Source organism: Micromonospora sp. NPDC000668, assembly GCF_042897975.1.
Classification (GTDB): domain Bacteria; phylum Actinomycetota; class Actinomycetes; order Mycobacteriales; family Micromonosporaceae; genus Micromonospora.
Genome location: NZ_JBIAYP010000002.1, coordinates 867,175 through 893,170 on the forward strand (window position 1 = coordinate 867,175; position 25,996 = coordinate 893,170).

General features: G+C 72.6%; 25 protein-coding genes. 10 read left to right on the plus strand and 15 right to left on the minus strand.

The window, feature by feature from the left end; all coding sequences use genetic code 11:
- Nucleotides 1-155: 155 nt before the first annotated feature.
- From ACFY29_RS13515 to ACFY29_RS13530, 4 genes are all read left to right on the plus strand, one after another.
- Nucleotides 156-1,685, plus strand: coding sequence for an NlpC/P60 family protein (locus ACFY29_RS13515; protein ID WP_386985767.1), 1,530 nt, complete (start codon nt 156-158; stop codon nt 1,683-1,685).
- A gap of 114 nt (nt 1,686-1,799) precedes the next feature.
- A complete protein-coding gene (locus ACFY29_RS13520) occupies nt 1,800-3,302 on the plus strand; it encodes a hypothetical protein (protein WP_386985769.1) in 1,503 nt (500 codons plus the stop codon).
- A gap of 251 nt (nt 3,303-3,553) precedes the next feature.
- Nucleotides 3,554-5,575 (plus strand): DEAD/DEAH box helicase, encoded by a 2,022-nt coding sequence (locus ACFY29_RS13525; RefSeq protein WP_386985771.1) that lies wholly within the window; start codon nt 3,554-3,556, stop codon nt 5,573-5,575.
- A gap of 114 nt (nt 5,576-5,689) precedes the next feature.
- On the plus strand, nt 5,690-6,310 hold the full coding sequence (locus tag ACFY29_RS13530) for a putative glycolipid-binding domain-containing protein (RefSeq protein ID WP_355601324.1): 621 nt from the start codon (nt 5,690-5,692) through the stop codon (nt 6,308-6,310).
- 56 nt (nt 6,311-6,366) lie between these two features.
- Here ACFY29_RS13530 and ACFY29_RS13535 read toward each other — a convergent pair whose 3' ends face one another.
- From ACFY29_RS13535 to ACFY29_RS13545, 3 genes are all read right to left on the minus strand, one after another.
- Nucleotides 6,367-7,458, minus strand: coding sequence for a PLP-dependent cysteine synthase family protein (locus tag ACFY29_RS13535; protein WP_328422549.1), 1,092 nt, complete (start codon nt 7,456-7,458; stop codon nt 6,367-6,369).
- A 31-nt stretch (nt 7,459-7,489) separates the two neighbouring features.
- Nucleotides 7,490-8,320, minus strand: a complete 831-nt coding sequence (locus ACFY29_RS13540; protein ID WP_386985773.1) for an SDR family NAD(P)-dependent oxidoreductase — start codon at nt 8,318-8,320, stop codon at nt 7,490-7,492.
- Nucleotides 8,321-8,435: 115 nt separating this feature from the next.
- Nucleotides 8,436-8,894: an Lrp/AsnC family transcriptional regulator gene (locus ACFY29_RS13545; RefSeq protein ID WP_328422547.1), complete on the minus strand. Its 459-nt coding sequence runs from the start codon at nt 8,892-8,894 to the stop codon at nt 8,436-8,438.
- Nucleotides 8,895-9,163: 269 nt separating this feature from the next.
- Here ACFY29_RS13545 and ACFY29_RS13550 point away from each other — a divergent pair, with 269 nt between their 5' ends.
- Entirely contained in the window at nt 9,164-9,430 is a 267-nt protein-coding gene (locus tag ACFY29_RS13550; RefSeq protein ID WP_328422546.1) for a BldC family transcriptional regulator, read from the plus strand.
- Nucleotides 9,431-9,530: 100 nt separating this feature from the next.
- Here ACFY29_RS13550 and ACFY29_RS13555 read toward each other — a convergent pair whose 3' ends face one another.
- On the minus strand, nt 9,531-10,160 hold the full coding sequence (locus ACFY29_RS13555) for a UbiX family flavin prenyltransferase (protein WP_386985775.1): 630 nt from the start codon (nt 10,158-10,160) through the stop codon (nt 9,531-9,533).
- A 153-nt stretch (nt 10,161-10,313) separates the two neighbouring features.
- Between ACFY29_RS13555 and ACFY29_RS13560 the strand changes: the two genes are divergently transcribed.
- Nucleotides 10,314-11,303 (plus strand): terpene synthase family protein, encoded by a 990-nt coding sequence (locus tag ACFY29_RS13560; RefSeq protein WP_386985777.1) that lies wholly within the window; start codon nt 10,314-10,316, stop codon nt 11,301-11,303.
- Nucleotides 11,304-11,363: 60 nt separating this feature from the next.
- Here the strand turns inward: ACFY29_RS13560 and mqnP are convergent, their stop codons facing one another.
- Nucleotides 11,364-12,275: a menaquinone biosynthesis prenyltransferase MqnP gene (gene mqnP, locus ACFY29_RS13565; protein ID WP_328422541.1), complete on the minus strand. Its 912-nt coding sequence runs from the start codon at nt 12,273-12,275 to the stop codon at nt 11,364-11,366.
- On the minus strand, nt 12,275-13,732 hold the full coding sequence (locus ACFY29_RS13570) for a menaquinone biosynthesis decarboxylase (protein WP_386985780.1): 1,458 nt from the start codon (nt 13,730-13,732) through the stop codon (nt 12,275-12,277). Before ACFY29_RS13570 ends, mqnP begins: the two co-directional genes overlap by 1 nt.
- A gap of 221 nt (nt 13,733-13,953) precedes the next feature.
- Here ACFY29_RS13570 and ACFY29_RS13575 point away from each other — a divergent pair, with 221 nt between their 5' ends.
- Nucleotides 13,954-14,769: an alpha/beta fold hydrolase gene (locus tag ACFY29_RS13575; protein WP_386985782.1), complete on the plus strand. Its 816-nt coding sequence runs from the start codon at nt 13,954-13,956 to the stop codon at nt 14,767-14,769.
- 36 nt (nt 14,770-14,805) lie between these two features.
- Here the strand turns inward: ACFY29_RS13575 and ACFY29_RS13580 are convergent, their stop codons facing one another.
- A complete protein-coding gene (locus tag ACFY29_RS13580) occupies nt 14,806-15,360 on the minus strand; it encodes a carboxymuconolactone decarboxylase family protein (protein WP_386985784.1) in 555 nt (184 codons plus the stop codon).
- Between the two features lie 100 nt (nt 15,361-15,460).
- Here ACFY29_RS13580 and ACFY29_RS13585 point away from each other — a divergent pair, with 100 nt between their 5' ends.
- Together ACFY29_RS13585 and ACFY29_RS13590 are read left to right on the plus strand one after the other, a co-directional pair.
- On the plus strand, nt 15,461-15,937 hold the full coding sequence (locus tag ACFY29_RS13585; RefSeq protein ID WP_386985786.1) for a MarR family winged helix-turn-helix transcriptional regulator: 477 nt from the start codon (nt 15,461-15,463) through the stop codon (nt 15,935-15,937).
- A gap of 151 nt (nt 15,938-16,088) precedes the next feature.
- Nucleotides 16,089-16,304 (plus strand): hypothetical protein, encoded by a 216-nt coding sequence (locus ACFY29_RS13590; protein WP_386985788.1) that lies wholly within the window; start codon nt 16,089-16,091, stop codon nt 16,302-16,304.
- 20 nt (nt 16,305-16,324) lie between these two features.
- Here ACFY29_RS13590 and ccsB read toward each other — a convergent pair whose 3' ends face one another.
- From ccsB to hemL, 6 genes are read right to left on the minus strand one after another with little or no spacing between them, the layout of a single operon-like run.
- Nucleotides 16,325-17,308: a c-type cytochrome biogenesis protein CcsB gene (gene ccsB, locus ACFY29_RS13595; RefSeq protein ID WP_386985790.1), complete on the minus strand. Its 984-nt coding sequence runs from the start codon at nt 17,306-17,308 to the stop codon at nt 16,325-16,327.
- Complete coding sequence (locus ACFY29_RS13600) at nt 17,308-18,963, minus strand: cytochrome c biogenesis protein ResB (RefSeq protein ID WP_386985792.1); 1,656 nt, start codon at nt 18,961-18,963, stop codon at nt 17,308-17,310. Before ACFY29_RS13600 ends, ccsB begins: the two co-directional genes overlap by 1 nt.
- Nucleotides 18,963-19,787, minus strand: coding sequence for a cytochrome c biogenesis CcdA family protein (locus tag ACFY29_RS13605; RefSeq protein WP_386985793.1), 825 nt, complete (start codon nt 19,785-19,787; stop codon nt 18,963-18,965). Before ACFY29_RS13605 ends, ACFY29_RS13600 begins: the two co-directional genes overlap by 1 nt.
- The gene (locus ACFY29_RS13610) at nt 19,787-20,353 is read right to left on the minus strand and encodes a TlpA family protein disulfide reductase (RefSeq protein ID WP_386985794.1); all 567 of its coding nucleotides are present in this window, start codon (nt 20,351-20,353) and stop codon (nt 19,787-19,789) included. Before ACFY29_RS13610 ends, ACFY29_RS13605 begins: the two co-directional genes overlap by 1 nt.
- Complete coding sequence (locus ACFY29_RS13615; protein ID WP_328422521.1) at nt 20,353-21,000, minus strand: histidine phosphatase family protein; 648 nt, start codon at nt 20,998-21,000, stop codon at nt 20,353-20,355. Before ACFY29_RS13615 ends, ACFY29_RS13610 begins: the two co-directional genes overlap by 1 nt.
- A gap of 6 nt (nt 21,001-21,006) precedes the next feature.
- Entirely contained in the window at nt 21,007-22,344 is a 1,338-nt protein-coding gene (gene hemL / locus ACFY29_RS13620; RefSeq protein WP_386985797.1) for a glutamate-1-semialdehyde 2,1-aminomutase, read from the minus strand.
- Nucleotides 22,345-22,508: 164 nt separating this feature from the next.
- Between hemL and ACFY29_RS13625 the strand changes: the two genes are divergently transcribed.
- Nucleotides 22,509-22,844 (plus strand): STAS domain-containing protein, encoded by a 336-nt coding sequence (locus tag ACFY29_RS13625; protein WP_088951070.1) that lies wholly within the window; start codon nt 22,509-22,511, stop codon nt 22,842-22,844.
- 72 nt (nt 22,845-22,916) lie between these two features.
- Here ACFY29_RS13625 and ACFY29_RS13630 read toward each other — a convergent pair whose 3' ends face one another.
- Together ACFY29_RS13630 and ACFY29_RS13635 are read right to left on the minus strand one after the other, a co-directional pair.
- The gene (locus tag ACFY29_RS13630; protein WP_328422517.1) at nt 22,917-23,471 is read right to left on the minus strand and encodes a response regulator; all 555 of its coding nucleotides are present in this window, start codon (nt 23,469-23,471) and stop codon (nt 22,917-22,919) included.
- The coding region (locus ACFY29_RS13635; RefSeq protein ID WP_386985800.1) for an ATP-binding protein at nt 23,468-25,996 on the minus strand (2,529 nt) is incomplete at its 5' end. The genes ACFY29_RS13635 and ACFY29_RS13630, both read right to left, overlap by 4 nt.

The window sequence follows — 25,996 nt, forward strand, 5'->3', positions numbered from 1 at the left end:
GACCCACTTCACCAGACTCTCAGCCTCCCGTAACCCGGCGATGCATCGACATCACTGCCCCGTTGCGGTAAGACAGGGTGGGGCGGAACACACTGGTACCGTCCCGACGGCTGCGCCCTTGGGGCGCGGCGACGGGCTGCGGGACGGGGAGCGGAATGGTCGACAGCGAGCGCGGGCGACGGCAGCGACGACGGAGCCCGGTGATCTCGCCGGTGCTGCGCCCGAGGCTCTGGGCCGCCCTGCTCGGGGCGATCGCGGCCGCGGTGCTGGCCACCCCCGCGTACGCCGAACCCGGGCTGCCGACCACAGTGCCCGACACCGGCGCGCGCCCGGCGGTGGCCGGCGCGCTCCAACTGCCCGGCGGCGCGCCCGTCGCCGGCATCCCGGTCCCGCCGGTCGTCAACGTCGGCACGGGCCCGCTGGCCGCCCAGATCTCCGCCGGTGAAATCCAGGTCGGCACGCTCGGCGAGGCGCTGCTGCTGAGCCGGCAGAAACGCACCGACGCGCAGGCGCAGCTCCAAGCGGCCGGCAAGATGTTGGAGACCGCGCAGGACACCCTGCTCCGGGCTCAGCAGGCCGCCGACGTGGCCGCCTCGGACGCGATCAAGGCCGCCGCCGCGCTGCCGCCCGGCGACCTCGCCGACGACATCCAGGGGCTGAGCCGGCTCCAGCAGATCACCCGCGGCGAGAAGGTCGCGGGCGGCACCACCGGGGTGGCCGGGGAGCTGTCCCGGGCCCGCAACGGCGAGCAGCTCGCCTACCAGGCGCACACCGCGGCCAAGGCACGGGTCGACGCCGCCGAGGCGGAGTTCACCGCTGGCGATCAGGCACTGCGCACGGCCGAGGCCAGCCTGCTCAAACTGCGCCGGGACAACGCCGCGCAGCTGATCCAGATCGAGCGCCAGCAGGAGGCCGTCGAGCAGCAGCTCGGTGCCGGCTACGTGGCGGGTCAGAGCGTCAGTGGGATGGCCGCGCACCCGCGGGCGCTGGCTGCGGTCGCGTACGCCCTGGCGCAGCTCGGCGACCCGTACAAGTGGTCGGAGGAGGGGCCGGACCGGTTCGACTGCTCCGGTCTCATGTGGGCGGCGTACCGGTCCCCGGGCGCCGACTACTTCGACCTGCCCCGCGTCTCCCGGGACCAGTACGCGGCCACCCGGTCGCGGACCGTGCCGCAGGCCGCGCTGCTCCCCGGCGACCTGCTCTTCTTCGCCTCGGGCAGCAGCTACACCACGATCCACCACGTCGGCATGTACATCGGCAACGGCAAGATGGTGCAGGCGCCCACCACCGGCGACGTCGTCAAGATCTCGGTCGTCTCCTGGTCCCGGCTGTACGCCGCCACCCGGGTGATCGGCGCGGTGCCGGCCCCGATCGTGCCGACCCCGCCGCCCAGCACGACCCCGAAGCCGACGCCGACGCCGACCGGCTCGGCCACCCCGAGGCCCACGGGCAGCGCGACGCCGACGCCGACGCCGACCGGCAGCACCTCGCCGAGCCCGTCGCCCAGCCCGACCCAGACCCCGACGACCCCGCCGCCGACGACCCCGCCGCCGCCGACCAGCGCACCGGCCACCTCGTCCCCGGCCAGCTCATCCCCGGCCAGCGAGCCGTCGGCCAGCGAGAGCGGGGCGGCCAGCGACAGTCCGGCCGCGAGCACGGAGGGCAGCCCGAGCACCGAAAGCTGACCCGCCACGTTTGGCTCCGGCTGTCCGCTCGGGGCGATCTGTGGCACCGTGACATCCATGCACACCCGGCCCGACGTCACGGGTGCGGGTGCGGGTGCGGCACGGAGGGCGGAGATGGCCGAGCAGAGTGATCCGGCGGAGACTGTCGACCCTGTCGCCATCGACCGGGCCGATCCACCGGAGCCCGCAGACCCGGCACCCACCAGCGACGCCGAGTCGGCCGCCAGCGAGGCCTCCGCCGACGCTGCTGACGTCCGTGCCGTTTCCGCCACCACCGACAACACCGGCGCCGCCGGGGACGCTCCGGACTCGGACGCCGGGCAGCCGGCATCCGAGGACGCTCGCCCTGACCCGGCTGCCGTCCCGGTACGAGCCCGGGCGAGTGTCGCGACCGCCGCCGCGCTGACCGGTGACCTTCCGGCCAGCGCTCCGGCCAGCGCGACCACCTACCGGGCGACCGGTTCCGCCACGCCGGCCGGTGCGCTGCCCGGGCAGCGGGATGGTTCGACGGCCCCGGCCCGGGCCAGCGCCACGGTGCCCGGCAGCAGTCGAGTCACGGCCGGAACGGCGGGCACCCCGGACCCTCGGGCGAGCGCGCCCGCCGTCTACCGGTCCGGTCCGGTGAACCCGGAGCCGCCGGAGCCGGTGCAGCCGCCGGAGCCCGCCCAGCCGCCCACGCCGCCGACCCCGGAGCCGGAGCCGATCCCCGCGCCACCCGGGCCAGGGCCGACCCCGCCGTCGCGGCCCGAGCCGGAGCCCGGGCCGACCCCGCCGTCGCGGCCCGAACCGGGGCCTGCGCCGACCCCGGGGCCGTACCCGCCCGGCCCGGCGCCGACGCCAGGGCCTCGGCCCACGCCACCGCCCGGCCCGGTGCCGCCCGTCCCGGGCCCGCCCACACCGCCGCCCTCGCCGTTGCCGCCCATCCCGGGCCCGCCGGCTCCGCCAGTGCCCGGTCCGCCGGTGCCGCCGCCCGGCCCGCCGGTGCCCGCGCCACCACCGCCGCCCGGGCCGATGCCGGCACCGCCGTTCCCGCCGCCACCGGCGATGCCCGGCACTCTGCCGGGCGTCCGGGCCACCGCGTCGGTCTCCGCACCACCGGCCGGTTGGCCGTCCGCGGCCGTCGCGGCGCAGCCGACCTCGGCCGGCGGCAGGGCCAAGGCACCCGTCTCCGCACCACCGGTGGTGCCCGCGCCCGCGCTGCCCAGCTGGCCGCCATCCACCACCGGTGCTCCCCAGTCGTACGCAAGCGGCGTCGGCGTGTCCCGGCCGACCGTTTCGCCGGCCCACCCGATGGCCGGGCGGCCGGCGGGGCAGGGCGCGCCCGGCGGACGGTACGACGGCGGCCCGGACCTGGCTGGCACCGTCTACGCCGGCGGGGACGGGCCGGGCTTCGCCACGATCGCGCTGCCGGCCAACGCGGTGGAGAACTCCGGCTCGCTGACCGGGCACATCCTGGCCCAGGGCTGGGCGGACACGCCGGCTGAGCGCTCCAGGACCACCCGCGTGGTGATCGTCCTGGCCGCCGCGCTGGGGCTGCTGGTGGCGATCAGCGTGCTGATCGTCCTGCTCGCCAACAACGCCCTGGACGGTCTGATGGGCAGCGTGCTCAGCGGCTGAGCCGGCGACCGGAAGCGATGGTGAGTCCGCCCACTACCGTCGGTCAACCGGCTGGCGACTCCGCCAGACCGCCGTACACTGGGCGAGATCACTGACCCGGCGCGCGTGATGCGCGCCCATGGGCGATCTTGCGGGCGATCCGGCGGTACAGCCGCGGCGGGCCATCGCGAAGATGCGCCCCGCTCGAAAGGCATTTGTTGACCACCTCTGCTGACCCCAGCATCGTTCCGTCCGTTTTCAACCCCGCCCCGGTGACGGCCGACGCCTCCCCGGAGACGACCGACGCCACCTCGACGGAGGCCGGCACCGCGCCGGCGACGACCGCCGCCGAGCAGATCGACTTCGCTGCGCTCGGCCTGCCCGAGCCCCTGGTCCGCGCGCTGGCGCGCCAGGGCATCACCACCCCGTTCGAGATCCAGCGGGCCACCGTTCCGGACGCGCTCGCCGGCCGGGACGTGCTGGGCCGCGGGCAGACCGGTTCGGGCAAGACGCTCGCCTTCGGCCTGCCGCTGCTGGCCCGGGTCGCCGCCGCCAAGCCGGCCCGGCCGCTTCGGCCGCGCGCCCTGGTCCTGGTCCCGACCCGGGAGTTGGCCATGCAGGTCAACGACGCCCTGCTGCCGCTGGGCAAGGCACTCAACGTGTTCCTGAAGACCGCCGTCGGTGGGGTTCCGTACGACCGCCAGATCGACGCGCTGCGGCGCGGCGTGGAGATCATCGTGGCGACCCCGGGCCGGCTCGGCGACCTGATCGAGCGGGGCATCTGCCAGCTCGACGACGTCGAGGTCACGGTGCTGGACGAGGCCGACCAGATGGCCGACATGGGCTTCCTGCCCGAGGTGACCGACCTGCTGGCGAAGACGCCCGCGAACGGTCAGCGGCTGCTCTTCTCGGCCACCCTGGACGGTGACGTCGACGCGTTGGTCAGGCGGTTCATGACCGACCCGGTGACCCACTCCACGGCGCCGTCCACCGCCTCGGTGTCCACCATGGACCACCACATGCTGTTGATCCCGCCGCACGACAAGTTCCCGGTGGCTGCCTCGATCGCCGCCCGGGATGGCCGCACCATGGTCTTCGCCCGCACCCAGCTGGGCGTGGACCGGCTGGTCGAGCAGCTCGCCGCGGTCGGCGTACGGGCCGGTGGGCTGCACGGCGGCAAGACCCAGCGGATGCGCACCAAGACCCTGGCCGAGTTCCGTGAGGGCCGGATGAACGTCCTGGTCGCCACCGACGTGGCGGCCCGTGGCATCCACGTGGACGGGGTCACCCTGGTGCTGCACGTGGACCCGCCGAAGGACCCCAAGGACTACCTGCACCGCGCCGGGCGTACCGCCCGGGCCGGCGAGTCGGGCGCGGTCGCCACGCTGGTGCTGCCCAAGCAGCGCCGCACCACCCTGGCCATGCTGGAGAAGGCCGGCGTCGCGCCGGCCGAGACCCGGGTCAAGGCCGGCGACCCGGTGCTGGCCGAGCTGATCGGCGCCCGTGCGCCGAGCGGCGTCCCGGTTCGCGTGGAGGCGGAGCCCCGTGGCTTCGGCGACCGCCCCGGCGGCTCGCGCCGCTTCGACGACCGGTCCGGGGGCCCGCGCCGCTTCGGCGACCGCCCGAGTGGTGACCGCCGGTTCGGCGACCGTCCGCAGGGTGAGCGGCGCTACGGCGACCGACCGACCGGCGAGCGGCGCTTCGGCGACCGTCCGCAGGGCGAGCGGCGCTTCGGCGACCGACCGCAGGGCGACCGACAGTACGGCGACCGTCCGACCGGCGAGCGCCGCTACAGCGACCGCCCGCAGGGCGACCGGGGTTACGGCGACCGACCGCAGGGTGAGCGCCGCTTCGGCGACCGACCGCAGGGCGACCGACAGTACGGCGACCGCCCGACCGGCGAGCGCCGCTACGGCGACCGGCCGCAGGGCGACCGCCCGACCGGCGACCGGGGCTACGGGGACCGTCCGACCGGTGAGCGTCGTTACGCCGATCGGGACACCCGGGGTTACGGCGATCGGCCGCAGGGCGAGCGCCGGTTCGGGGACCGACCGCAGTTCGGCGACCGGGACGGCAGGGGCGACCGCCCGACCGGCGAGCGGCGCTACGGCGACCGTCCGCAGGGCGACCGGCAGCAGGGCGACCGGCCCGCCGGGGAGCGGCGCTTCGCGGACCGGGACTCCCGGGGCGGCTTCCGCTCCGAGGGCCGTGGTCGGGACGACCGGCCGCGCGATGACCGGCCGCGTGACGACCGGCGCGGCTTCGGTGGGCGACCGCCGGCCCGTACCCACTGATGATCTGACGCACTGATCGACCGGACGCCGTCGCGGAGCCCACGCTCCGCGGCGGCGTTCGCGCATGCCCTGCCGATGACGGCCCGGTCGCGTAACGTCCGGCTCATGGCGACCATGCCGAAGTCGATCTTCTGGTCCCGGACGGACACCGCCGGCAGCGAGCAGGCCCTGCTCGACGACGGCCACGGGTTGGCGGCCCGGGGCACCCTGCTCGCCGTGGACCCGATCCCCTGGACCGCCCGCTACCAGCTGACCACCACGCCGGACTGGACCACCACCCGGGTGGAGGTCGAGGTCGAAGGGCTGGGCTGGCTGCGCAGAGTGACGCTGGAGCGGGCCGTGGACCGGTGGCGGGTGACCACCGCCGAGCAGGGCGACCTGGACGCGGCGCTGACCGCGGCCGGTCACCCCCGGACGGGCCTGCCGGGCACCGACGACCCGGACCGGCTGGCCGACGCGCTCGACGTGGACCTGAGCGGGTCACCGCTGTTCAACGCCCTCCCGGTCCACCGGCTCGGGCTGGCCGCCGGGCCGGCCGACCGGCCACACCGGATCACCGTGGCGTGGGTTCTGCTGCCTGGCCTGGAGGTGGTGCCGGCCGAGCAGATCTACACCGGGCTCGGGCCAGGCCGGGTGCGGTTCGCCAGCGGCACCTTCACCGCCGACATCGACCTGGATGCCGACGGCTACGTGGTGCGCTACCCCGGGCTGGCCGAACGGATCGACCCGCGCTGAACGGGCGACCCAACCCGCGAGGGGCGCCCGCGACCGGCGAACCCCGTCGGCACGGCTCAGGCGGGCCAGGCGCCGCTGGTCAGGAACCGTTCGACGATGGCCAGGTGCGGCGCGAGGTCGAGGCCCTGAGCGCTCACCCAGTCGTCGTCGTAGTACGTGTCGGCGTACCGATCGCCAGCGTCGCAGATCAAGGTGACGACCGAGCCGGCCCGGCCCTCGGCGAGCATCCCGGCGATCAGGCCGAACGCGCCCCACAGGTTGGTGCCGGTGGAGCCACCCACCCGGCGGCCGAGCACCGCCGAGCCGGCCCGCATGGCGGCCAGCGACGCGGCATCCTGCACCTGGACCATCCGGTCCACCACCGACGGCAGGAAGGACGCCTCCACGGTGGGACGGCCGATCCCCTCGATCCGGGATCCCTTCCCGGTGCGCACCGACCAGTCGGCAGCCAGCCAGGCCGGGTAGAACGCGGAGTTCTCCGGGTCCACGACGCAGAGTTTGGTGGCCAGCCGGCGATAGCGGGCGTACCGGCCGATGGTGGCGCTGGTGCCCCCGGTGCCGGCGCCCACCACGACCCAGGTGGGGATCGGATGCCGTTCCAGCTCCAACTGCGCGTAGATCGACTCGGCGATGTTGTTGTTGCCCCGCCAGTCGGTGGCCCGCTCGGCGTAGGTGAACTGGTCCATGAAGTGGCCGCCGGAGTCCTCGGCCAGCCAGCGGGCCTCGACCACCACGGTCGCGGGGTCGTCCACCAGGTGGCACCGGCCGCCCTGGAACTCGATCTGCGCGATCTTCTCCGGTGAGGTGGAGGCGGGCATCACCGCGATGAACGGCAGCCCGAGCATCCGGGCGAAGTACGCCTCGGAGACCGCCGTGGAGCCGGAGGACGCCTCGACGATCGTGGTACGCGGCCCGATCCAGCCGTTGCAGAGCCCGTACAGGAACAGCGACCGGGCCAGCCGGTGCTTCAGCGAGCCGGTCGGGTGCACCGACTCGTCCTTGAGGTAGAGGTCGATCCCCCATGCCCGAGGCAGCGGGAACGGCAGCAGGTGGGTGTCGGCCGAGCGGTTCGCGTCCGCCTCGACGGCGGCGATCGCTTCGGTCACCCAGGTCCGGCTGGCCTCGTCGCACCGGTCGAGATGAGTCACGCCGGAAACCTAGCAAGCAGCCGTCAGCTGGTCAGCTCCGGTCCGGCGGGGTGGCCCGGCGCGACTGGCGGCGCTGTCCGGCCCGACCGACGGCCTGGACGAGTGGGGTCAGCGCCACGGCCAGCCGGGGCAGGGTGTCCAGCAGCCGGACCTGCGCTCCCCGCCAGCGCGGCAGGCTGACCACCGGGCGTGGTCGCCGGGCCAGTCGGACCGCCCGGGCGGCCACCCGCTCCGGGGTCAGCAGCGACCCGGTGAACGACGCCAGCGCCCCGGGGTCGTCCAGCCGGTCGTGCAGCATCGGGGTCCAGATGCCGTCCGGGCAGAGGCAGGAGACGTGCACCCGCCGGTAACCGGCCATCCGCAGGTCGGACAGGATGCCGAGGCTGAACGCCAACAGCGCGTGTTTGCTGGCCGCGTACACCGTCTCGCCGGGCGCGGCGACCAGCCCGGCCAGCGAGACGACGTTCAGCACGTGGCCGTGCCCCTGCCCGCGCATCACCGCGAGCGCCGCGAGGGTGCCGTTCATGGCGCCGAGCGCGTTCACGTCGAGCACCCGGCGGCGGGTCGGGCCGTCGTGCTCCCAGGCGGGGCCGGTGACCAGGATGCCGGCGTTGTTGACCCAGAGGCCGAGGCCGCCACGGCTCGCCGCGGTCGCCGCGATCTCGGCGCAGGCGTCCTCGTCCCGGACGTCCAGCGCGGCGGACCAACCGCCGAGCGGCGCGGCGGCGGCCGCCACGGCGTCCGGGTCGAGGTCGGTGAGCAGCACCGACCAGCCGTCGGCGTGCAGCGCGGCGGCGACGGCGCGACCCAGGCCGCCGGCAGCCCCGGTCACAACGGCCGCTCCACGTCCCGGCAAGGTCATCGGCGCACGCTACCGCCGGCCGGGCAGGCGGCACCAGGGCCGACCGGCCACGCTGCCGGACCACCGATGCCGGATCCGGGGGTACGCCGACGGCCGGGTGGGCGGTACGCGGGGGTCAGGCCGGCGGCGAGCCGACGGGCTGGGGGCGGTTCTCCCACTTCGTGGAGAGCGCGATGGCGGTCCGGGTGGAGGCGACCCCGGGCGTCCGGTTCAGCCGCACGATCAGCTGCTCCAACTCGGCGATGGTGCCGACCCGCGCCTTGAGCAGGAACGACTCCACACCCGCCATGAAGTAGCAGGACTCGATCTCGGGCAGCACCCGGAGCGACTCGAGCATGTCGTCGCTGTCCGCGCCCGAGTCCTCGACGATGCCGATGAGCGCGGTGACACCCAGCCCGATCGCCTCCGGCGCCACGTCCGCGCGGTAGCCCCGGATCACGCCGCTGCTCTCCAGCTTGCCGACCCGTTCGTGCACGGCCGGGGCGGAGAGGCCCACCTGCCGGGCCAACTCGGCGTACGAGAGGCGGGCGTTGCCGCGCAGCAGGTCGACGAGGCTCAGGTCGATGGCGTCCACGGAGAGTGACCTTAACCGGTTGGGCGTAACGCGACGCCTTCGGCATCCGTTGCACACAGCAGTGAGTAACTGTTCACAAACAGACAGTGAAGGTAGGGGTTACGCCAGTACCATTTACTAACTTCCCACTCAGTGCGTTTTTCGCGTTTGGCGGACAGGCCAGGTCCCTGGTGCTGTAATTGCCATACGTCCCTCATGACGGCTCTGGGCTCGCACCAGCCGGGGGCAGTGTGTTCAGCCAGGGGCTTCGTCGACGCGAGGAGGGGGCTGTGGACACTGGAGATCGCCTGCTGACACCGGGTGAGGTCGCCGCGCTGTTTCGGGTGGACCCGAAGACTGTGACGAGATGGGCGGCGGCCGGCCGGATAGGAAGCATCCGGACTCCAGGCGGGCATCGCCGGTTTCGGGAATCCGAGGTGCGAGCCCTGCTTGAGGGGGAGGGCATGCTGGACGAGGTGGACGAGGTCGGAAAGTCACGCAATGTGGGACCGGCCGCCTCCACCGGGCCGGGTCCGGCCAACGCCGGCATGTACTGAACTGGTGCGGACAACGCCACGCGGACCGGGCATCAGTCCGGTCCGCGTCCCACTACGACCAGTCCTCCGGCCGCAGGACCGGTCGGGCTGAGCGGACGGCTCAGCTCCGGGCCGCGCCGAGCTGGCCGGACCACCGTCGGAACAGAGTGTGCGGGACGGCGAGCGCGTCCAGCACCTTGCCGGCCACGAAGTCGACCAACTGCTGGGCGCTGGCCGACGCGCCCGCGCCGTAGAAGCCCGGGCTGGCCGGCAGCACAACCGCGCCGGCGTCGTGCAGCGCGATCAGGTGCTCCAGGTGGCTACGGGTCACCGGCGTCTCCCGGGGGACCACCACCACCGGCCGGCGTTCCTTGAGGTTGACCTCGGCAGCACGCTGCAACAGGTCCTTGGAGAGCCCGATCGCGATGCCGGCGCAGGCAGCCGTACTGGCGGGCACCACGGCCATTCCGCGTACCCGGTAGGAGCCGCTGCTCGGCCCGGCGGCCAGGTCGCCCGCCGGCCAGTGCCGCAGGTCCGCGCCGGTCAGGTCCCGGCCGAGCCAGGCGGCGAGGTCCTCGGCCCAGTGCGCGTCGCGGAACGGCCGCCCGGTCTCGTCGAGCAGGGTCAGCCGCGCCGCCCGGGACACGATCAGGTCCACCGGCTCGCCCGCGTCGAGCAGCCCGCCGATGACGGCCGCCGCGTACGGCGTGCCGGAGGCCCCGGAGACTCCGACCACCCATGGTTCCCGCATGCCTTCCAGCCTGCCTGGTCGGGCTCGTGCGTCGGCGGGCACCCCCGCGATCGCTGGTCGCCCGAGTTGTCCGGGGGGTACGTGTGCATCCCGTCGACCTGAGATGCTGCCGGTGGCGATTCGCACCGGCAGCAGATCGCACAGGAGGCATCGGTGACGACCGGCAAGGTCCTCTGGACGCTACGCGCCGAGTGCCCGATCCCGGCCCGGCTCTCGCCGCACGCCGACCGGGTGCAGGAGTGGCTGCTCGGCCTGCTGCCCGAGCTGGGCCTGCCGCTGGACGACGCCGCGCTGCACCGGCTGACCCGGGGTGCCTTCGCCCGGTACGCCGGCCGGCTCTACCCGGACGCGAGCGAGGCCGACCTGCGTGTGCTGACCGCCCTGTTCACCTGGTTCTTCCTGGTCGACGACGCCTGCGACGGGCCGGGCCGGCTCGACCCGGGCCAGATCCGGGCGCTGCGCAACGGCACGCTGGCGTTGCTGCACGACGGCCCCCGGCCACGGCACGCCGGGCTGACCGGTCCGCTGCGACGGCTGCTGGTGCTGGCCTGGCGGGAGCCGCGCCGCCGGATGCCGGCCCGGTGGCGACTGCGCTTCGCCGACGCGGTGGCCCGGCATCTCGACGGCACCTGGCGGGAGGCGGTCAACAAGGAGGCCGGCCACCGGCCCGGCGTCACCGAGTACGTCGAGTTGCGTCGGGCCACCTCGGCGGCGGACGTGTCCTACCCGCTGGTGGAGTTCGTCAGCGGCCGACCGCTGCCCGACCCGGTCTACCACCACCCGCTGCTGCGCCAGCTCGCCCACACCGGCAACGACCTGCTCTCCTGGTACAACGACCTGGCCTCGCTGGACCGGGACCGGGCCACCGCGGGCGGGCACAACCTGGTGCTGGCCATGCAGGACGAGTGGGGCCTGTCGCCCGCGACGGCGGTCGACCGGGTGGCGGAGCGCTGGCGGGAGTCGATGCGGCACTTCGTGGCGCTGCGGGCCGCAGTGCCGTCGTTCGGCCCGGCGCTGGACGAGGCGGTCACCGACCACCTCGACGGGGTGGCCGACGCGGTGCGCGGCACCATCGAGTGGACGCTGGAGAGCGGGCGCTACCCCACCGAGCATGCCGAGCCCGCCGGCACGTCTCAGCCCTGACCGCGCCGGCTCGGGCCGCGCCGCAGCGGGTCGGCGCGGAGGTTGGGCGATGCGGACCGATCAGGGCCGCAGGTCGAGCCGGATCACCAGGTCGAGCAGGGCGAAGACGAACAGCGCGATGCCGACGAAGCCGTTGGCGGTGAAGAACGCCCGGTTGACCTTGCTCAGGTCGGTCGGGGTGACCACGACGTGCTGGTAGCCGAAGGCGACCGCGGTCAGCGCCAGGCCGACCCACCAGAGCCAGCCGAACCCGATCAGCGCGCCGAACCAGACGAAGAGCCCGAAGGTCACCACGTGCGCCACGGTGGAGGCGTGCAGCGCGAAGCGTCGCCCGTACCGGGCGGGCACGCTGTGCACACCGATCTCCCGGTCCACCTCGGTGTCCTGGCAGGCGTAGATCAGGTCGAAGCCGCCGATCCACAGCCCGACCGCCGCGCCCAGCAGCCAGGCCGGCCAGGAGCCGTCCAGGGTGCCGGTGACCGCCAGCCAGGCGCCGACCGGGCCGACCGCCTGGGCCACCGCGAGGATGGCGTGCGGCCAGTTGGTGAACCGCTTGCCGTACGGGTAGACCACCAGCGGCACCACGGCGAGCGGCGCCAGCACCAGGCAGAGCGGGTTGAGCAGGGCGGCGGCGGCGAGGAAGACCACCAGTGCGACGGCCGCGCCGGTCCAGGCCGTCCGCACGCTCACCGCACCGGTGACCAGCTCACGGCCGGCGGTACGCGGGTTCCGCGCGTCGATCCGCCGGTCGAGGATCCGGTTGGCGGCCATCGCGAACGTCCGCGCCCCGACCATCGCCACGGTGATCAGCAGCAGGTCCATCCAGCGCACCCGGCCGCCGTTGACCTGCATCGCGGTCAGTGCCGACAGGTACGCGAACGGCAGCGCGAAGACCGAGTGCTCGATCGCGACGAGCTTGAGGAAGGACTTGATCCGGCCCGGACGTTCGGCCGGCGCGTCGAGGACCGCCATCAGATGCCGTACTCCTTCCAGCGCTTGTCGACCAGGGAGGTGACCTCCGGCGACATGCGCATCTCCTCCGGCCAGCCGCGGGTGTATCCCTCGGTGGGCAGCTTGCGGGTCGCGTCGACGCCCGCCTTGCCGCCCCAGAACTGCTGGTACGACGCGTGGTCGAGGTGATCCACCGGACCCTCGGTGAGCAGCAGGTCGCGCGCGTAGTCGACGTTGCCGAAGGCGCGGAAGGCCACCTCGTTGTAGTCGTGCACGTCGCAGTCCTCGTCGACGATCACGATCAGCTTGGTCAGCGACATCATGTGCGCGCCCCAGATCGCGTTCATCACCTTCTGGGCGTGCTTCGGGTACCGCTTGCGGATCGACACGATCGCGCAGTTGTGGAAGACCCCGGCGGCCGGCAGGTCGTAGTCGACGATGTCCGGAATCAGGAAGCGCAGCAGCGGCGCGAAGATCCGCTCGGTGGCCTTGCCGAGACCGTGGTCCTCCTGGGGCGGCTGGGACGTGACGATCGAGTGGTAGACCGGGTCGCGCTGCATGGTCATCGCCTCGATGTGCATTACCGGGAACGGCTCCACCGGCGTGTAGAAGCCGGTGTGGTCGCCGAACGGGCCCTCCGGCAGCCGCTCGCCCGGCTCGATGTAGCCCTCGAGGACGATCTGCGCGTGCGCCGGCACCTGCAGCGTCACGGTCAGGCAGTCGACCATCTCGACCCGCTCGCCGCTCAGGAAACCAGCGAAGAGGTATTCGTCGATGTCGGCCGGCAGTGGCGCGCTGGCCGAGTAGGCGACCGCAGGGTCGGCACCGATGGCGATCGCCACCGGCAGCCGCTGCCCGAGCCGCTCAGCGACCGCGTGGTGCGCCGTGGAGTTCTTGTGGATCTGCCAATGCATGCCGATCGTGTTGCGCGAGTGCTGCTGGAGCCGGTAGAGCCCGAGGTTGCGCTTGCCGGTCTCCGGGTGCTTGGTGTGGGTCAGCCCGAAGTTGTGGAAGATCCCGCCGTCACCCGGCCAGACCTGCAGCCCCGGCAACCGGTTGAGGTCGACGTCGTCGCCGCGGTAGACCACCTGCTGGCAGGGGGCCGTCTTGACCTTCTTCGGCGGCATCGACTTGAGCTGCATGACCTTGCCGAGCCCGCCCATCATGCCCGAGAAGCCCTGCGGCAGCTCCGGCTTGAGCAGCTCGCCGATCCGCGCGCCGATCTCGTCGAGGTTCTCCACCCCGAGCGCCATCGCCATCCGCTTCTCGGTGCCGAACAGGTTGACGGCGACCGGCATCTCGCCCCGGGTGGGCCGCTCGAAGAGCAGCGCCGGGCCGCCGGCGCGGACCGTCCGGGTGACCACCTCGCTGATCTCCAGCGTGGGGTCGACCGGGACGTCGACACGTCGCAGCTCCCCCGCGCGCTCCAGCGCCGCGAGGAAGTCCTTGAGATCGGTGTACGGGAAGCCACGCGCCATACCCGCCAGTCTCCCCCACCGGCGCCCCAACCTTCCCGGCCGGGTCCGGGGATGGCGGGCGTCACTAATCCGGAGGCATCCTGACCGCCCGCCGGTGGCGGATCGCCCGTTGTGTGCCGACGGCCCCGTGGGGTTCGCCACAGCAACCGCCGGTCCGGGCCGGATCTGTCGGCGCCGACCGGCACCATGCGTGGGCCGTCGCAACAGACCAGGGGGACACCATGCCGCACCGCACGCCGGTGACGTTGAACTTCGTCGAGCACGGTACGGGGACCCCGGTGCTGGCCCTGCACGGTTGGACACCTGACCACCGGCTGATGCTCGGTTGCCTCGAGCCGGTCTTCGCCGGGCGGACCGGCTACCGACGGCTCTACCCGGACCTGCCCGGCATGGGCGAGTCGCCGTGCCCGCCCGAGATCGCCAGCTCGGACGATGTGCTCGCCGCCGTGCAGGACTTCGTGGACGACGTCCTCGGCGACGCACCGTTCCTGCTCGTCGGCGAGTCGTACGGCGGCTATCTCGCCCGCGCCATCGCCCGGTCCCGCCCCGACCAGGTGCGCGGCCTGGCGCTGGTCTGCCCTACCGGCACTGCGGTGGAGAACGCGGATCGCACCGTGCCGCAGCGGCAGGTGCTGCGCCCCGACCCGGAGCTGCTCGCCTCGACCGACGCCCGGACCGCCGCCGAGTTCACGGACATCTCTGTCGTGCAGACCCCGGAGACGCTGCGCCGGTTCCGCGAGGAGATCCTGACCGGCCTCGACGTCGCGGACACCACGGCGATGGCGCGCATCCGGCAGCGGTGGACCCTCAGCGAGGATCCCGAGGACGGCGCGCCGTTCACCCGGCCGACCCTGATCCTCACCGGGCGCCAGGACCACGTCACCGGCTACCTCGACCAGTTCGTGCTGCTGCCGCACTACCCGCGGGCGACGTTCGCGGTGCTCGACGTCGCCGGCCACAACCTCCAGATCGAGCAGCCCGGGCTGTTCGACGCGCTGCTGGGCGAGTGGCTTGACCGGGTGGCGGCCGATGGTTGACCGGCTCCGCCGCCGGCCGACCACCGGCGGCGGCCGTCAGGCGGCCGGCTCCCAGGCGTGGGCGGCCAGCGGCGGGTCGAGCGGCGCGCGGGTGAGCCGGTTGGCGAAGGTGGAGATGGTGTACGTGCCAACGCCGAGCACCACGTCCAGCGCGTGCCGGGGCTGATAGCCGGCGGTCAGGAAGTCGTCCAGCACGTCGTCGGGCACCGCACCTCGATGGTCGAGCACGGCCAGGGTGAACTGGCGCAGCGCCTCCAGCCGTGGCTCCGGCAGCGCCGTGCCGGCCCGCAGCGCGGTGATCAGTTCGGTGGTCGCGCCGAGCCGGGTGAGCGTGCCGGTGTGCAGGGCGACGCAGACGTGGCACTCGTTCGTGGTGGCGACGGCGAGGACGACCACCTCCCGTTCCAGCGGTTCGAGGGCGGTCTGTTCGAAGCCCGCGTTGGCGGTGAGGAAGCCGGCGAGCAGCTGCGGCGAGTCGGCCATCAGCGCCACCGGGGCGGGCAACCAGCCGAACCGGCGGCTTACCGCCTCGACGGTCGGACGGGCGGCGACGGGGGCGGTCTCGGCGGTGTGCGAGGTGAAGACGGACACGGTTACCTGCTTTCGGCAGCGGAGTCGGGAGTGCCACGTCGCCCGGAGCCCCGTAGGATAGTCAACGTGGTTGACGAAATAGTAAACGTGGTTGTCGAACATGGCAACCGCTGAACCCGCCCGGCCCGGCTTCCAGCTGCCGCTGCTGCTCCTGGCCGGTTTCCGGACGCTGATCGACGACCTGCACGCCGAGCTGGCCCGGCAGGGCCATCCGGAGCTGCGACCGCTGCACGGCTTCGTGCTCCAGGCGGTCGGGGCGGACGGCACCACCGCCACCGAGCTGGGCCAGCGGTTGGGCATCTCCAAGCAGGCAGCCGGCAAGACGGTCGACCGGCTGGTCGCCGTCGGCTACCTCGCCCGGGTCGACGACCCCCAGGACGCCCGCCGCCGGCTGGTCATGATGACCCCGCGCGGTGTCGACGGGTTGCGCCGCTCGGCGGAGATCTTCGACCGGTTGCGCGAGCGGTGGGCCGACACCCTCGGCCCGGAGCGGGTCGACGCCCTGGAGGACGACCTGCGGACAATGGCCGCCGCCAACTGGTTCCGGCTCGACGTGCCAGGGTGGTTCGGCGGCTGACCGCACCAGGGTTGATCGACACCATGTTGCCGACATGGCGGTGTTGGCGGCGCGAAACAGCGCGACATCGCCGACCTGGAGTGGGTCAAGCCGCCGGACAAATCTCACCGGCACTGGCGTGCCTCGCCCGCCGGCGCGCAGCCTGGAAGGCATGTCGGATGCCTACGTCGTCGGCGACCCGGACGGGTTGTCGCCCCTGCTGGTCGAGGTGCGCGACGCCGTCGCCCGGGAACTGCACGCCCAACTGGCGCTGCGCGCCGAACGGATCGAACTGGCCGACCTGCCGGAGGTGGCCTACCAGGTCACCGTGCAGGTGGACCGGACACTGCGCGGCTGGCGACCCCGGTCGCCGGGATCCGACGGGTAGGACGTCGGGCTACCCGAGGATCAGTCCAGGCCACCGTACGAGTGCAGGCCGGTGAAGAAGATGTTCACGCCGAACAGGTTCATCAGGACGGTGAGGAAGCCGAGCACGGCGATCCAGGTGGCCACGTTGCGCTTCACGCTGGGCGTGGCCCGGGCGTGCAGGTAGCCGGCGTACACGACCCAGGAGATGAAGGCCCAGGTCTCCTTCGGGTCCCAGCCCCACGGCCGTCCCCAGGCCGCCTCGGCCCAGATCGCACCGGCGATCACCGCGAAGGTGAAGATCGGGAAGGCGAAGGCGTGCAGCGTGAAGGTCAGCCGCTCCAGACCAGCGGCCGCCGGCAACCGCTTGGCGAGGGTGTACGGGAAGCGCCGCTTGCCCTGCTCGTACCCGGAGCGCATCAGGTAGCCGACCGCCGGCACCGCGCCCAACAGCAGGATGCCGGACGCGAAGACGATGGTCGAGACGTGGATGACGAACCAGTACGAGTTCAGCGCCGGCACCAGCGGCACGATCGGCACGTACAGCACCAACTCGGCGGTGGCCACCAGCAACACCATCACCAGGGTGAGGAACAGCCCGAGCTTGCGCAGCGAGGGCCGCTTCCAGAGCACCACGAGCCAGGCCGCGACCCCGATGAACGTCACCGTGAGCACGAACTCGTACATGTTGCCCCAGGGCATCCGGTCGGCCGCGATGCCGCGAGTGACCAGCGCCGCGAGGTGCAGCACGGCGGCGAGTGCGGTGGCGCCCACCGCGGCCAGGCCGGCGATCCGGGCGCGCCGCGCCGAGCGGTCGGCTGCGGCCGACACCGGGACCGGCGCGGACGACGTCGGGACGACACCACCGCCTCCGCCGACGCCAGCGCCGACCAGCTCAGGAGCCGGAGCCGCAGCGGCGACCGAGGTACGCGCGTTGCCCAGCGCGTACTCCACGGCGTGGCAGATCATCGCGACCAGGTACACCAGGATCGCGAAGGTCACCAGATTGTCGGAGAGCGCGGACATCACTCGGTCCCTTCTCGCACACCGGCCCGGCCGCTGGAGTCAGCATCCGTTGCCGCCCGCTCGGCCGCCCGTTCGTCACCGCTGACTGCGGCGACGAGCTGGGCGAACTCGTCGGCGAACCCTGGATAGTCGGTGCGCGGCAAGCCACCGGCCTCCATCAAGCTACTACCGCCCGTCGGAGATCCGTCCGCCGGGTCGGCCGGCATCACCCGGAAGAACACCCGGCGGCGCCGCCCGAACAGCGAGCCCATCAACCCGACCAGCAGGAACCCGCAGCTGATCAGCAGGATCGTCGAGCCGGGATCGTGCCGGACGGAGAGGGTGACGTACCGCTCGGTGCCGAGGAACTCGACCTTGCTGCCGTCGTCCAGCGTCCAGGTCTCGCCCTTCTTGAGCAGCTTGGTGCCGACCTCCTTGACCTTGCCGGTCCGCACCTGCCGCTGGTCGAGCTGGTAGATCGAGCCCGGGATGCCGGCGTCCAGACCGAGGTTGCCCCGGTAGGCGACCAGGTTCAGCGCCGGGTTGCGCTCGGTCGGGTACTGCGAGCTGACGAACGGTGCCTGCTGCGGCGCCGTGGGCAGGTAGATGCCGGTGAACGCCATCTGCTCATCCGGTGCGCGCTGCCCGGTCCGCGGGTCGACGTTCGCGTCCGGGAAGGCCGCCAGCCCCTCGCTGGTCAGGCCCATGTCGCCGGTGGTCAGGAACGGCTCGTCGCTGACCTGGGTGCGGCCGAACCGGTCGGTGTAGCGGATGACCGGGGCGTACCCGTGGCCGAGCAGGTAGACGTTCGCGTCGCCCAGCCGCAGTGGCGAGTTCACCGAGAAGTTGGCGCTGCGCGTCGGCTCGTCAGGGCCGTCGACAGTGACCGTGGCGTCGAAGAACTCCGGCTGGCCGGAGGCCAGGAACCGGGCCTGGAAGTCGTCCAGCCGCAGACAGAAACGGGGCAGGTCCTCGCTGTCCACCTGGGGGCCGAGCTTCGCCTCGGCGTACTGCTGCCGGGTGTTGCAGAAGGCGTTGTCGGCGCCCGCCACCAGCAGCCGGTTGCCGCTCCAGCCGTACCACGAGCCGAGCGCGACGCCAATCAGCACGGCGATCAGCGAGGTGTGGAAGAGCAGGTTGCCGGTCTCCTTGAGGTACCCCTTCTCGGCGGAGACCTCGTTGCCGCGGACCTCCACCCGCCAGCGTCGGCCGCGCAGCACCTCGGCGACCGCCGCCGCGCCGCCGGCCGGGGCGGGCAGCACCGCGTGCTGCGGCAGCCGCTGCAGCCGCTTCGGCGCGGCCGGCGGCCGGGACCGGAGCGCCCGGACGTGGTCGCGCAGCCGGGGCGTGATGCAGCCGATCAGGGAGGTGAACAGCAGCAGGTAGATCGCGGAGAACCAGACCGAGCCGAAGACCTCGAACGCGCCGATCCGGTCCAGCCGAGGGGCCAGGTCAGGGTGCTCGGTGAAGTACTCGTTGACCTTCTCCGGGCTGATGCCGCGCTGCGGCAGCACCGAGCCGGGGATGGCGGCGACGGCGAGCAGGAAGAGCAGGATCAGCGCCGTACGCATGCTGGTCAGCTGCCGCCACGAGTTGCGCAGCAGGGCCAGCAGCCGGTTGGGCCGGCGCCGGGGCGCCGGGGCCGCGGTCTCCGGCCGGTCGTCCAGGGCGGTCATCAGATGCTCACCTCGCCCACCCCGACGGTGGTCTGCAACCAGATCACGAAGCTCTGCCATCCGCCGGTGACCAGCGCGAGGCCGATCAGGATGAGCAGGGCGCCGCCGACCCGGGTGACCCAGCGGCTGTTGCGCCGGACGGCGCGGAAGACCCCGAGCAGGCGCTGGAAGCCCAGCCCGAAGACGATGAACGGTATCCCCAGCCCGAGGCAGTACGCCACGGCGAGCACGACCGCACGGTCGCTCTGGCCGCTCGCGGTGGCCATGCCCATCACCGCGCCGAGCGTGGGGCCGGTGCAGGGCACCCAGCTGAGCGCGAAGACCGCGCCGAAGACCGGGGCGCCGAGCAGCCCGGCGGAGGGCAGACGGGAGATCCGGAACTCCCGTTGCAGGGCCGGGATCAGCCCGAGATAGCCCAGCCCGAGCACGATGATCAGCGCGCCGATGGCGATCTCCAGCTGCCGCTCGTACTCGAAGAAGACCCGGCCGATGCTGGCGAACAGGATCGCGGTGGCGACGAAGACGACGGTGAAGCCGGCGATGAAGAGCAGCGTCCCGGCGAGCACCCGACCCTTGACGGCCGCGGCCGTGGCGGTCCGCTCCCGGACGGCGACACCGCCAGTGGCCTCGGCCGGCGTGGGGTCGGCCGCCGGACGGCGGCCCTCCAGGTCGGCGCCGGCGAGGCCGGTGACGTACGAGAGGTAGCCGGGGACCAGCGGGAGCACGCACGGGGAGAGGAAGCTGACCAGGCCGGCGAGCGCCGCCGCGCCGATGGCGAGCAGCAGCGGCCCGCTCGTGGCCAACTCCTTGAAGGTCTCGCCCATCAGCGAGACGCCGCCTTCTCGGCGGCGATCCGCTCGACGATCGGTTGCAGGCCCTCCTGCTTGACCGCTGCCCGGATCACCGTGGCGATCCGGCCCTCCCGGTCGAGCACCACGGTCGCCGGGATGCTGTTCGGTGGGATGTCCAGGGCGAGCGCCAGTTTGCTCGGCGGGTCGAACAGGCTCGGATAGGTGACCCGGCCCTCCTCGAACGCCTTGGCCTTGTCCCGCTGGTCCTGGACGTTGATGCCGAGGAAGGTCACCCCGGAGGCCTTGGTGGCCTGGTAGGTGCCCTCCAGGTCGTCCGCCTCGGCGCGACAGGGCGCGCACCAGGAGCCCCAGAAGTTGAGCACCACCACCTGGCCACGGGCCTGGCTGACGTCGTAGTTGCCGCCGGTGAGCAGCTCACCGCTGATCGCGGGCGGTGCCGAGCGCTGGTCCGGTGCGCACTCGATGACACCGTCGGAGGTGGTCGTGCAGGTCTTCTCCCGGCCCTGCGAGGTGCAGCCGACCAGCGCCACCGCGGCGACGGGGGCGAGCAGACCTGCGGTCCACCTCCGGGCGTTCATCAGGCCCCCTTGGCCGTCCGGGCGGTCGCGGAGAGGGCGATCAGGTGCGCGGCCGGCTCGTTGTAGCCGATGCCGACCACCTTGGCGCCGTCGAAGTGGAACGAGGTGAGGCTGGCCAGCCCGCACTGCCGCTTGCGCGGGTCGTGCCAGAGCCGCTTGCGCTCGACGTACCGACGCAGCGTCCAGATCGGCAACTGGTGCGAGACCAGCACCGCCTCGCGCCCCTCGGCGGCGACCCGGGCGGCGTGCACGGCGGCGAACATCCGCTCGGCGATGACCCGGTACGCCTCGCCCCAGGACGGCGTCACCGGGTCGCGCAGCACCCACCAGTTGCGCGGGTCGCGGAACGACCCGTCGCCCGGGGACACCTTCTTGCCCTCGAACCAGTTGGCGCTCTCGATCAGCCGCTCGTCCACCCCGACCGACAGCCCGAACTGGGCGGCGATCGGCTCGGCGGTCTGCTGGGCGCGCTCCAGCGGGCTGGCCACCACGTGCACGACCTCCCGCTCCGCCAGCCCCTGTGCGGCGGCCTTGGCCATCTGCACACCCAGCTCGGAGAGGCGGAAACCGGGCAGCCGGCCGTAGAGGATCTGGTCGGGGTTGTACACCTCGCCGTGCCGGAGCACGTGGACCACCGTCTTGCTCACCGCTCGTTACCCCCCGTGACCCGCCGCTGCCGCCGCGTTCGCCGCCGTCGGCAGCGCGGCGGCGATCTGCTCCAGAGCGGCGTCGTCGATCGCCGCCGACACGAACCACGACTCGAACGCGCTCGGCGGCAGGTACACGCCGGCGGCGAGCATCGCGTGGAAGAACGCCTTGAACGCCGGCACGTGCTGGGTGCGGGCGCTGTCGTAGTCGACCACCTCGGCGTCGGTAAAGAAGATCGAGAACATGCTGCCCGCGTACGACAGCCGGTGCGGGACCCCGGCGGCGGCCAACGCATCGGCGGCGAGCTTGCCCACGACGGTGGCCGTCTCGTCGAGGCGGCGGTACAGCTCGTCGTCGGCCAGCCGCAGAGTGGCCAGGCCGGCGGCGCAGGCGAGCGGGTTACCGGAGAGCGTGCCGGCCTGGTAGACCGGGCCGGCCGGGGCGAGCCGGGCCATGATCTCGGCGCGCCCGCCGAACGCGGCGGCGGGCAGGCCACCACCCATGACCTTGCCGTACGTCCACAGGTCGGCGTCGGAGGGGTCGAGGCCGTGCCAGCCGGCGCGGGAGACCCGGAAGCCGGTCATCACCTCGTCGACCACGAGCAGCGCGCCGTGCGCGTGCGCGATCCGGGCTAGCTGCTGGTTGAAGCCGTCGCGGGGGGCGACCACGCCCATGTTGCCGGCGGCGGCCTCGGTGATCACCGCGGCGATGTGCTGGCCTTCGGCGGCGAAGGCCTCCTCGACCGCCCTGACGTCGTTGTACGGCAGCACGATGGTCTCGCTGGCCGCCGCGCCGGTGACGCCGGGCGAGTCGGGCAGGCCCAGGGTGGCCACGCCGGACCCGGCGGAGGCGAGCAGGGCGTCGACGTGCCCGTGGTAGCAGCCGGCGAACTTGACGATCTTGGAGCGACCGGTGAAGCCGCGGGCCAGTCGGATCGCCGACATGGTCGCCTCGGTGCCGGAGTTGACCAGCCGAACCTGCTCCACCGGGGTCCGGTCGACGATCTCGGTGGCCAACTCCACCTCACCGGGGGTGGGGGTGCCAAAGCTGGTGCCCCGGGCGGCGGCGGCCTGTACGGCGTCCACCACCTCCGGGTGGGCGTGCCCGAGGATCAGCGGACCCCAGGAGCAGACCAGGTCGACGTAGCGGCGGCCGTCGGCGTCGTGCAGCCACGGACCCTCGCCGCGAACCATGAAGCGCGGGGTGCCGCCGACCGCCTGGAAGGCGCGCACGGGGGAGTTCACCCCGCCCGGCACGATGGCGCGGGCGCGGGCGAACAGGGCCTCGGAGGCCGGCGCGTCGGCCGGGTAGCGGCCGGATCCGGCAGAGAATGTCTCGGTCACGATGCCGCCATTGTGTCAGCGCCGAACGGTCAGGCCGCAGCCACCCCGGACCGGGGTTACCCGGCTCACCCGCCTCCGGCGCCCGTCAACGGGGCCGACACGGCGGCCGGAGCGCCTCGCGGCCTCGACAGGCCGGGTCGTCCGGATCGCGCTAGGCTGACCGGGTGGATCGTGCCGAACTGTCCATCACGCTACACCGGACGGGCGACGAAGCAGTGCTGCGCCTGGCCGGTGAGATCGACATGCTCACGGCCGCGCAGCTCTCCACCGTGGTCAACGAGGTGCTGGCCGACCCGCCGCCGAAGATCGTGCTCGACCTCGGCGGCGTCACCTTCTGCGACTCACAGGGCCTGGGCACCCTGGTCGTGCTCAGCCGCAAGGCCAGCCACGCGCAGAGCCTGCTGATGCTCACTCACGTGGGTGATTTCCTGATTCGCGTCCTGGACATCACCGGCCTCCGCAGCGCCCTGATGATCCGCAACGACCAACCCACCGGCTAGGTCCAGTCGCTGGCAGGCCCGCCGGGCGGCCACCCTGCTCCGCCCCGCGAGGGCTGAGCGCCCGCCCCTCCGTCAGGAGGTGTTGCCCCAGCGGGCCTGTTCGAGCAGCTCCACCGCCCGGTCCCGAGCCTCCGGCCCGTCGGAGCGGAGCAGGGTGACCGCCTCGTCGACCGCGTCGGTGAGCCGCCGCCACTGCGTGTCGCGCTCCCGCACCAGGTCCGACTGAGCAGCCAACTGCCGGGTCTTCACCCACAGCTCGACGAAGACCGACACCTTGGCCCGAAGCACCCACGGGTCGAACGGCTTGGTCAGGTAGTCCACCGCGCCCACCTGGTACCCGCGCAGGGCGAGCTGGGCGTCCCGGTCGGCGGCGGTGAGGAAGATGATCGGCACGTGCCGGGTCCGCTCCCGGCGCTTGATGTGGCTGGCCGTCTCGAAGCCGTCCATGTCCGGCATCTGTGCGTCCAGCAGGATCACCGCGAAGTCGTCCACCAGCAGCTGCTTGAGCGCCGCCTCGCCGCTCTCCACCGCCACGGACTGGACCGGCAGGCCCTGGAGGATCGCCTCCAGTGCCATCAAATTCTCCCGCCGGTCGTCGACGAGCAGCGCCTTGGCCATCTGGGTCACGAAGTCTCCTCGGTCCGGCTGCCGCTGATCCAGGACGACATCAGCTCGATCAGGTCGTCCAGGTCGACCGGCTTGGTGATGTAGTCGCTGCCCCCGGCCGCGAGTGCGGACTCGCGGTCGCCCGGCATCGCCTTCGCGGTCAGGAAGACGACCGGTAGGTCGGCGAACCGGTGGTTGCGGCGGATCTGGCGGGTGGTCTCGTACCCGTCCTGGTCGGGCATCATGGCGTCCATCAGCACGATGTCCACCTCCGGGTGCTCGGCCAACAGGCGGACACCGTCCACGCCGTTGTCCGAGTACAGCACGGTCATCCCGTGCAACTCCAAGGCGCTGGTCAGGGCGAAGACGTTACGCACGTCATCGTCCACGATCAGCACCGTGGACCCGTCCAGCTGGCGGGTGGCCGGCGCCTCCGGCCGCTCGGGAAACAGCTCCAGCGGCGGCATCAGCAGCGACGACGGCAGACCGGCGCGCTGCGGGGACGGCGCCTGGGGCGCGACCACGGCGTCCGGGGCCAGCACCTGCGGCACGAACAGGGTGAAGGTCGACCCCTGCCCGGGCGCCGACGACACGGTGATCGTGCCCCCGATCAACCGAGCCAGGTCACGGCTGATCGACAGGCCCAGGCCGGTGCCGCCGTAGCGGCGGCTGGTGGTCCCGTCCGCCTGCTGGAACGCCTCGAAGATGATCGACAGCTTGTCGTCGGAGACGCCGATCCCGGTGTCGATCACGGTGAACGCGATCACCTGCTGGGCGTTGGTCAGCGCCGGCACGTCGAAGACCGCGTTCTCCGCCGCCGGGGCGATCCGCAGCGTCACCGCACCGTTGTCGGTGAACTTCACCGCGTTGGAGAGCAGGTTGCGCAGGATCTGCTGCAACCGCTGCGCGTCCGTGACCAGCGCCGGTGGCAGGTCCTTGCTCACCCGTACCTGGAAGTCCAGGTTCTTCTCCTCGGCCTGCGGCGCGAACGCCTGCTCGACGTAGCCGCGGATCTCCGCGAACCGGATCTCGGTCGGCTCGACGTCCATCCGACCCGCCTCGATCTTGGACAGGTCCAGGATGTCGTCGATCAGCGAGAGCAGGTCCGAGCCGGCGCTGTGGATGGTCCGGGCGAACTCGATCTGCTTCGGGTTGAGGTTCTGCTCCGAGTTCTCCGCCAGCAGCCGGGCCAGCAGCAGCAGCGAGTTCAGTGGCGTCCGCAGCTCGTGGCTCATGTTGGCCAGGAACTCCGACTTGTACGCCGAGGCCCGGGTGAGCTGCTGCGCCTTCTCCTCCAGGCCGAGCCGGGCCAGCTCGATCTCCCGGTTCTTCGTCTCGATGTTGCCCTTCTGCTCGGAGAGCAGGGTGGCCTTCTCCTCCAGCTCGGCGTTGGTCCGCTGCAACTCCGCCGACTGCTCCTGGAGTTCGTGCGCCAGCCGCTGTGACTGGGCCAGCAGCTCCTCGGTACGACGGTTGGCCTGGATGGTGTTGACCGCGATGCCGATGGTGAGCACCAGCCGCTCCAGGAACGCCAGGTGCAGCTCGGAGAAGGCCGCCACGCTGGCGAACTCGATCACCCCGAGCAGCTCCCCCTCGAACAGCACGGGGAGTACCACCAGGTCGGACGGGGGCGTCTCGGCCAGGCCGGAGCGCAGGGTGAGCCGGCTGTTCGGGGATGCGCTGACCCGGATCGTCCGGCGGGAGAGGGCGGTCTGCCCGACCAGCCCCTCACCCGGGCCGAAGGTGACGTCGTGCCCCCGCGCCACGTACCCGTAGGAAGAGGTCAGCTTCAGTCGCATGCTGCCGTCGGCGTCGTCGGCCAGGAAGAAGGCGCCGAGCTGGGCGTCGACCAGCGGGGTCACCTCCGTCATGATCATGCGGCAGACCTCGCCCAGATCCCGCTGGCCCTGCAACAGGCCGCCGATCCGGGCCAGGTTGGAGTCCAGCCAGCCCTGCTCGGCGTTCTTCTTGGTCGTCTCCCGGAGGGTGACGATCATCTGGTTGATGTTGTCCTTCAGCTCGGCGACCTCGCCCTGCGCCTTGACCGCGATCCGCTGGGTCAGGTCACCCCGGGTCACCGAGGTGGACACCTGCGCGATGGCCCGCAGCTGGGTGGTCAGGGTCGAGGCGAGCTGGTTGACGTTCTCGGTGAGGTCACGCCAGGTGCCGGAGACGCCCTTGACCTGCGCCTGACCGCCCAACTTGCCCTCGATGCCGACCTCGCGGGCCACCCGGGTCACCTCGTCGGCGAACGACGACAGCTGGTCGACCATCGTGTTCACCGTGGACTTCAGCTCCAGGATCTCGCCCTGCGCGTCCACGGTGATCTTCTGGCTCAGGTCGCCCTTCGCCACGGCGGTGGTCACCGAGGCGATGTTGCGAACCTGGCCGGTCAGGTTCGACGCCATCGAGTTCACGTTGTCGGTGAGGTCCCGCCAGGTGCCCGAGACGCCCTTGACCTGCGCCTGACCACCGAGCTTGCCCTCGGTGCCCACCTCACGGGCCACCCGGGTCACCTCGTCGGCGAACGACGACAACTGGTCGAC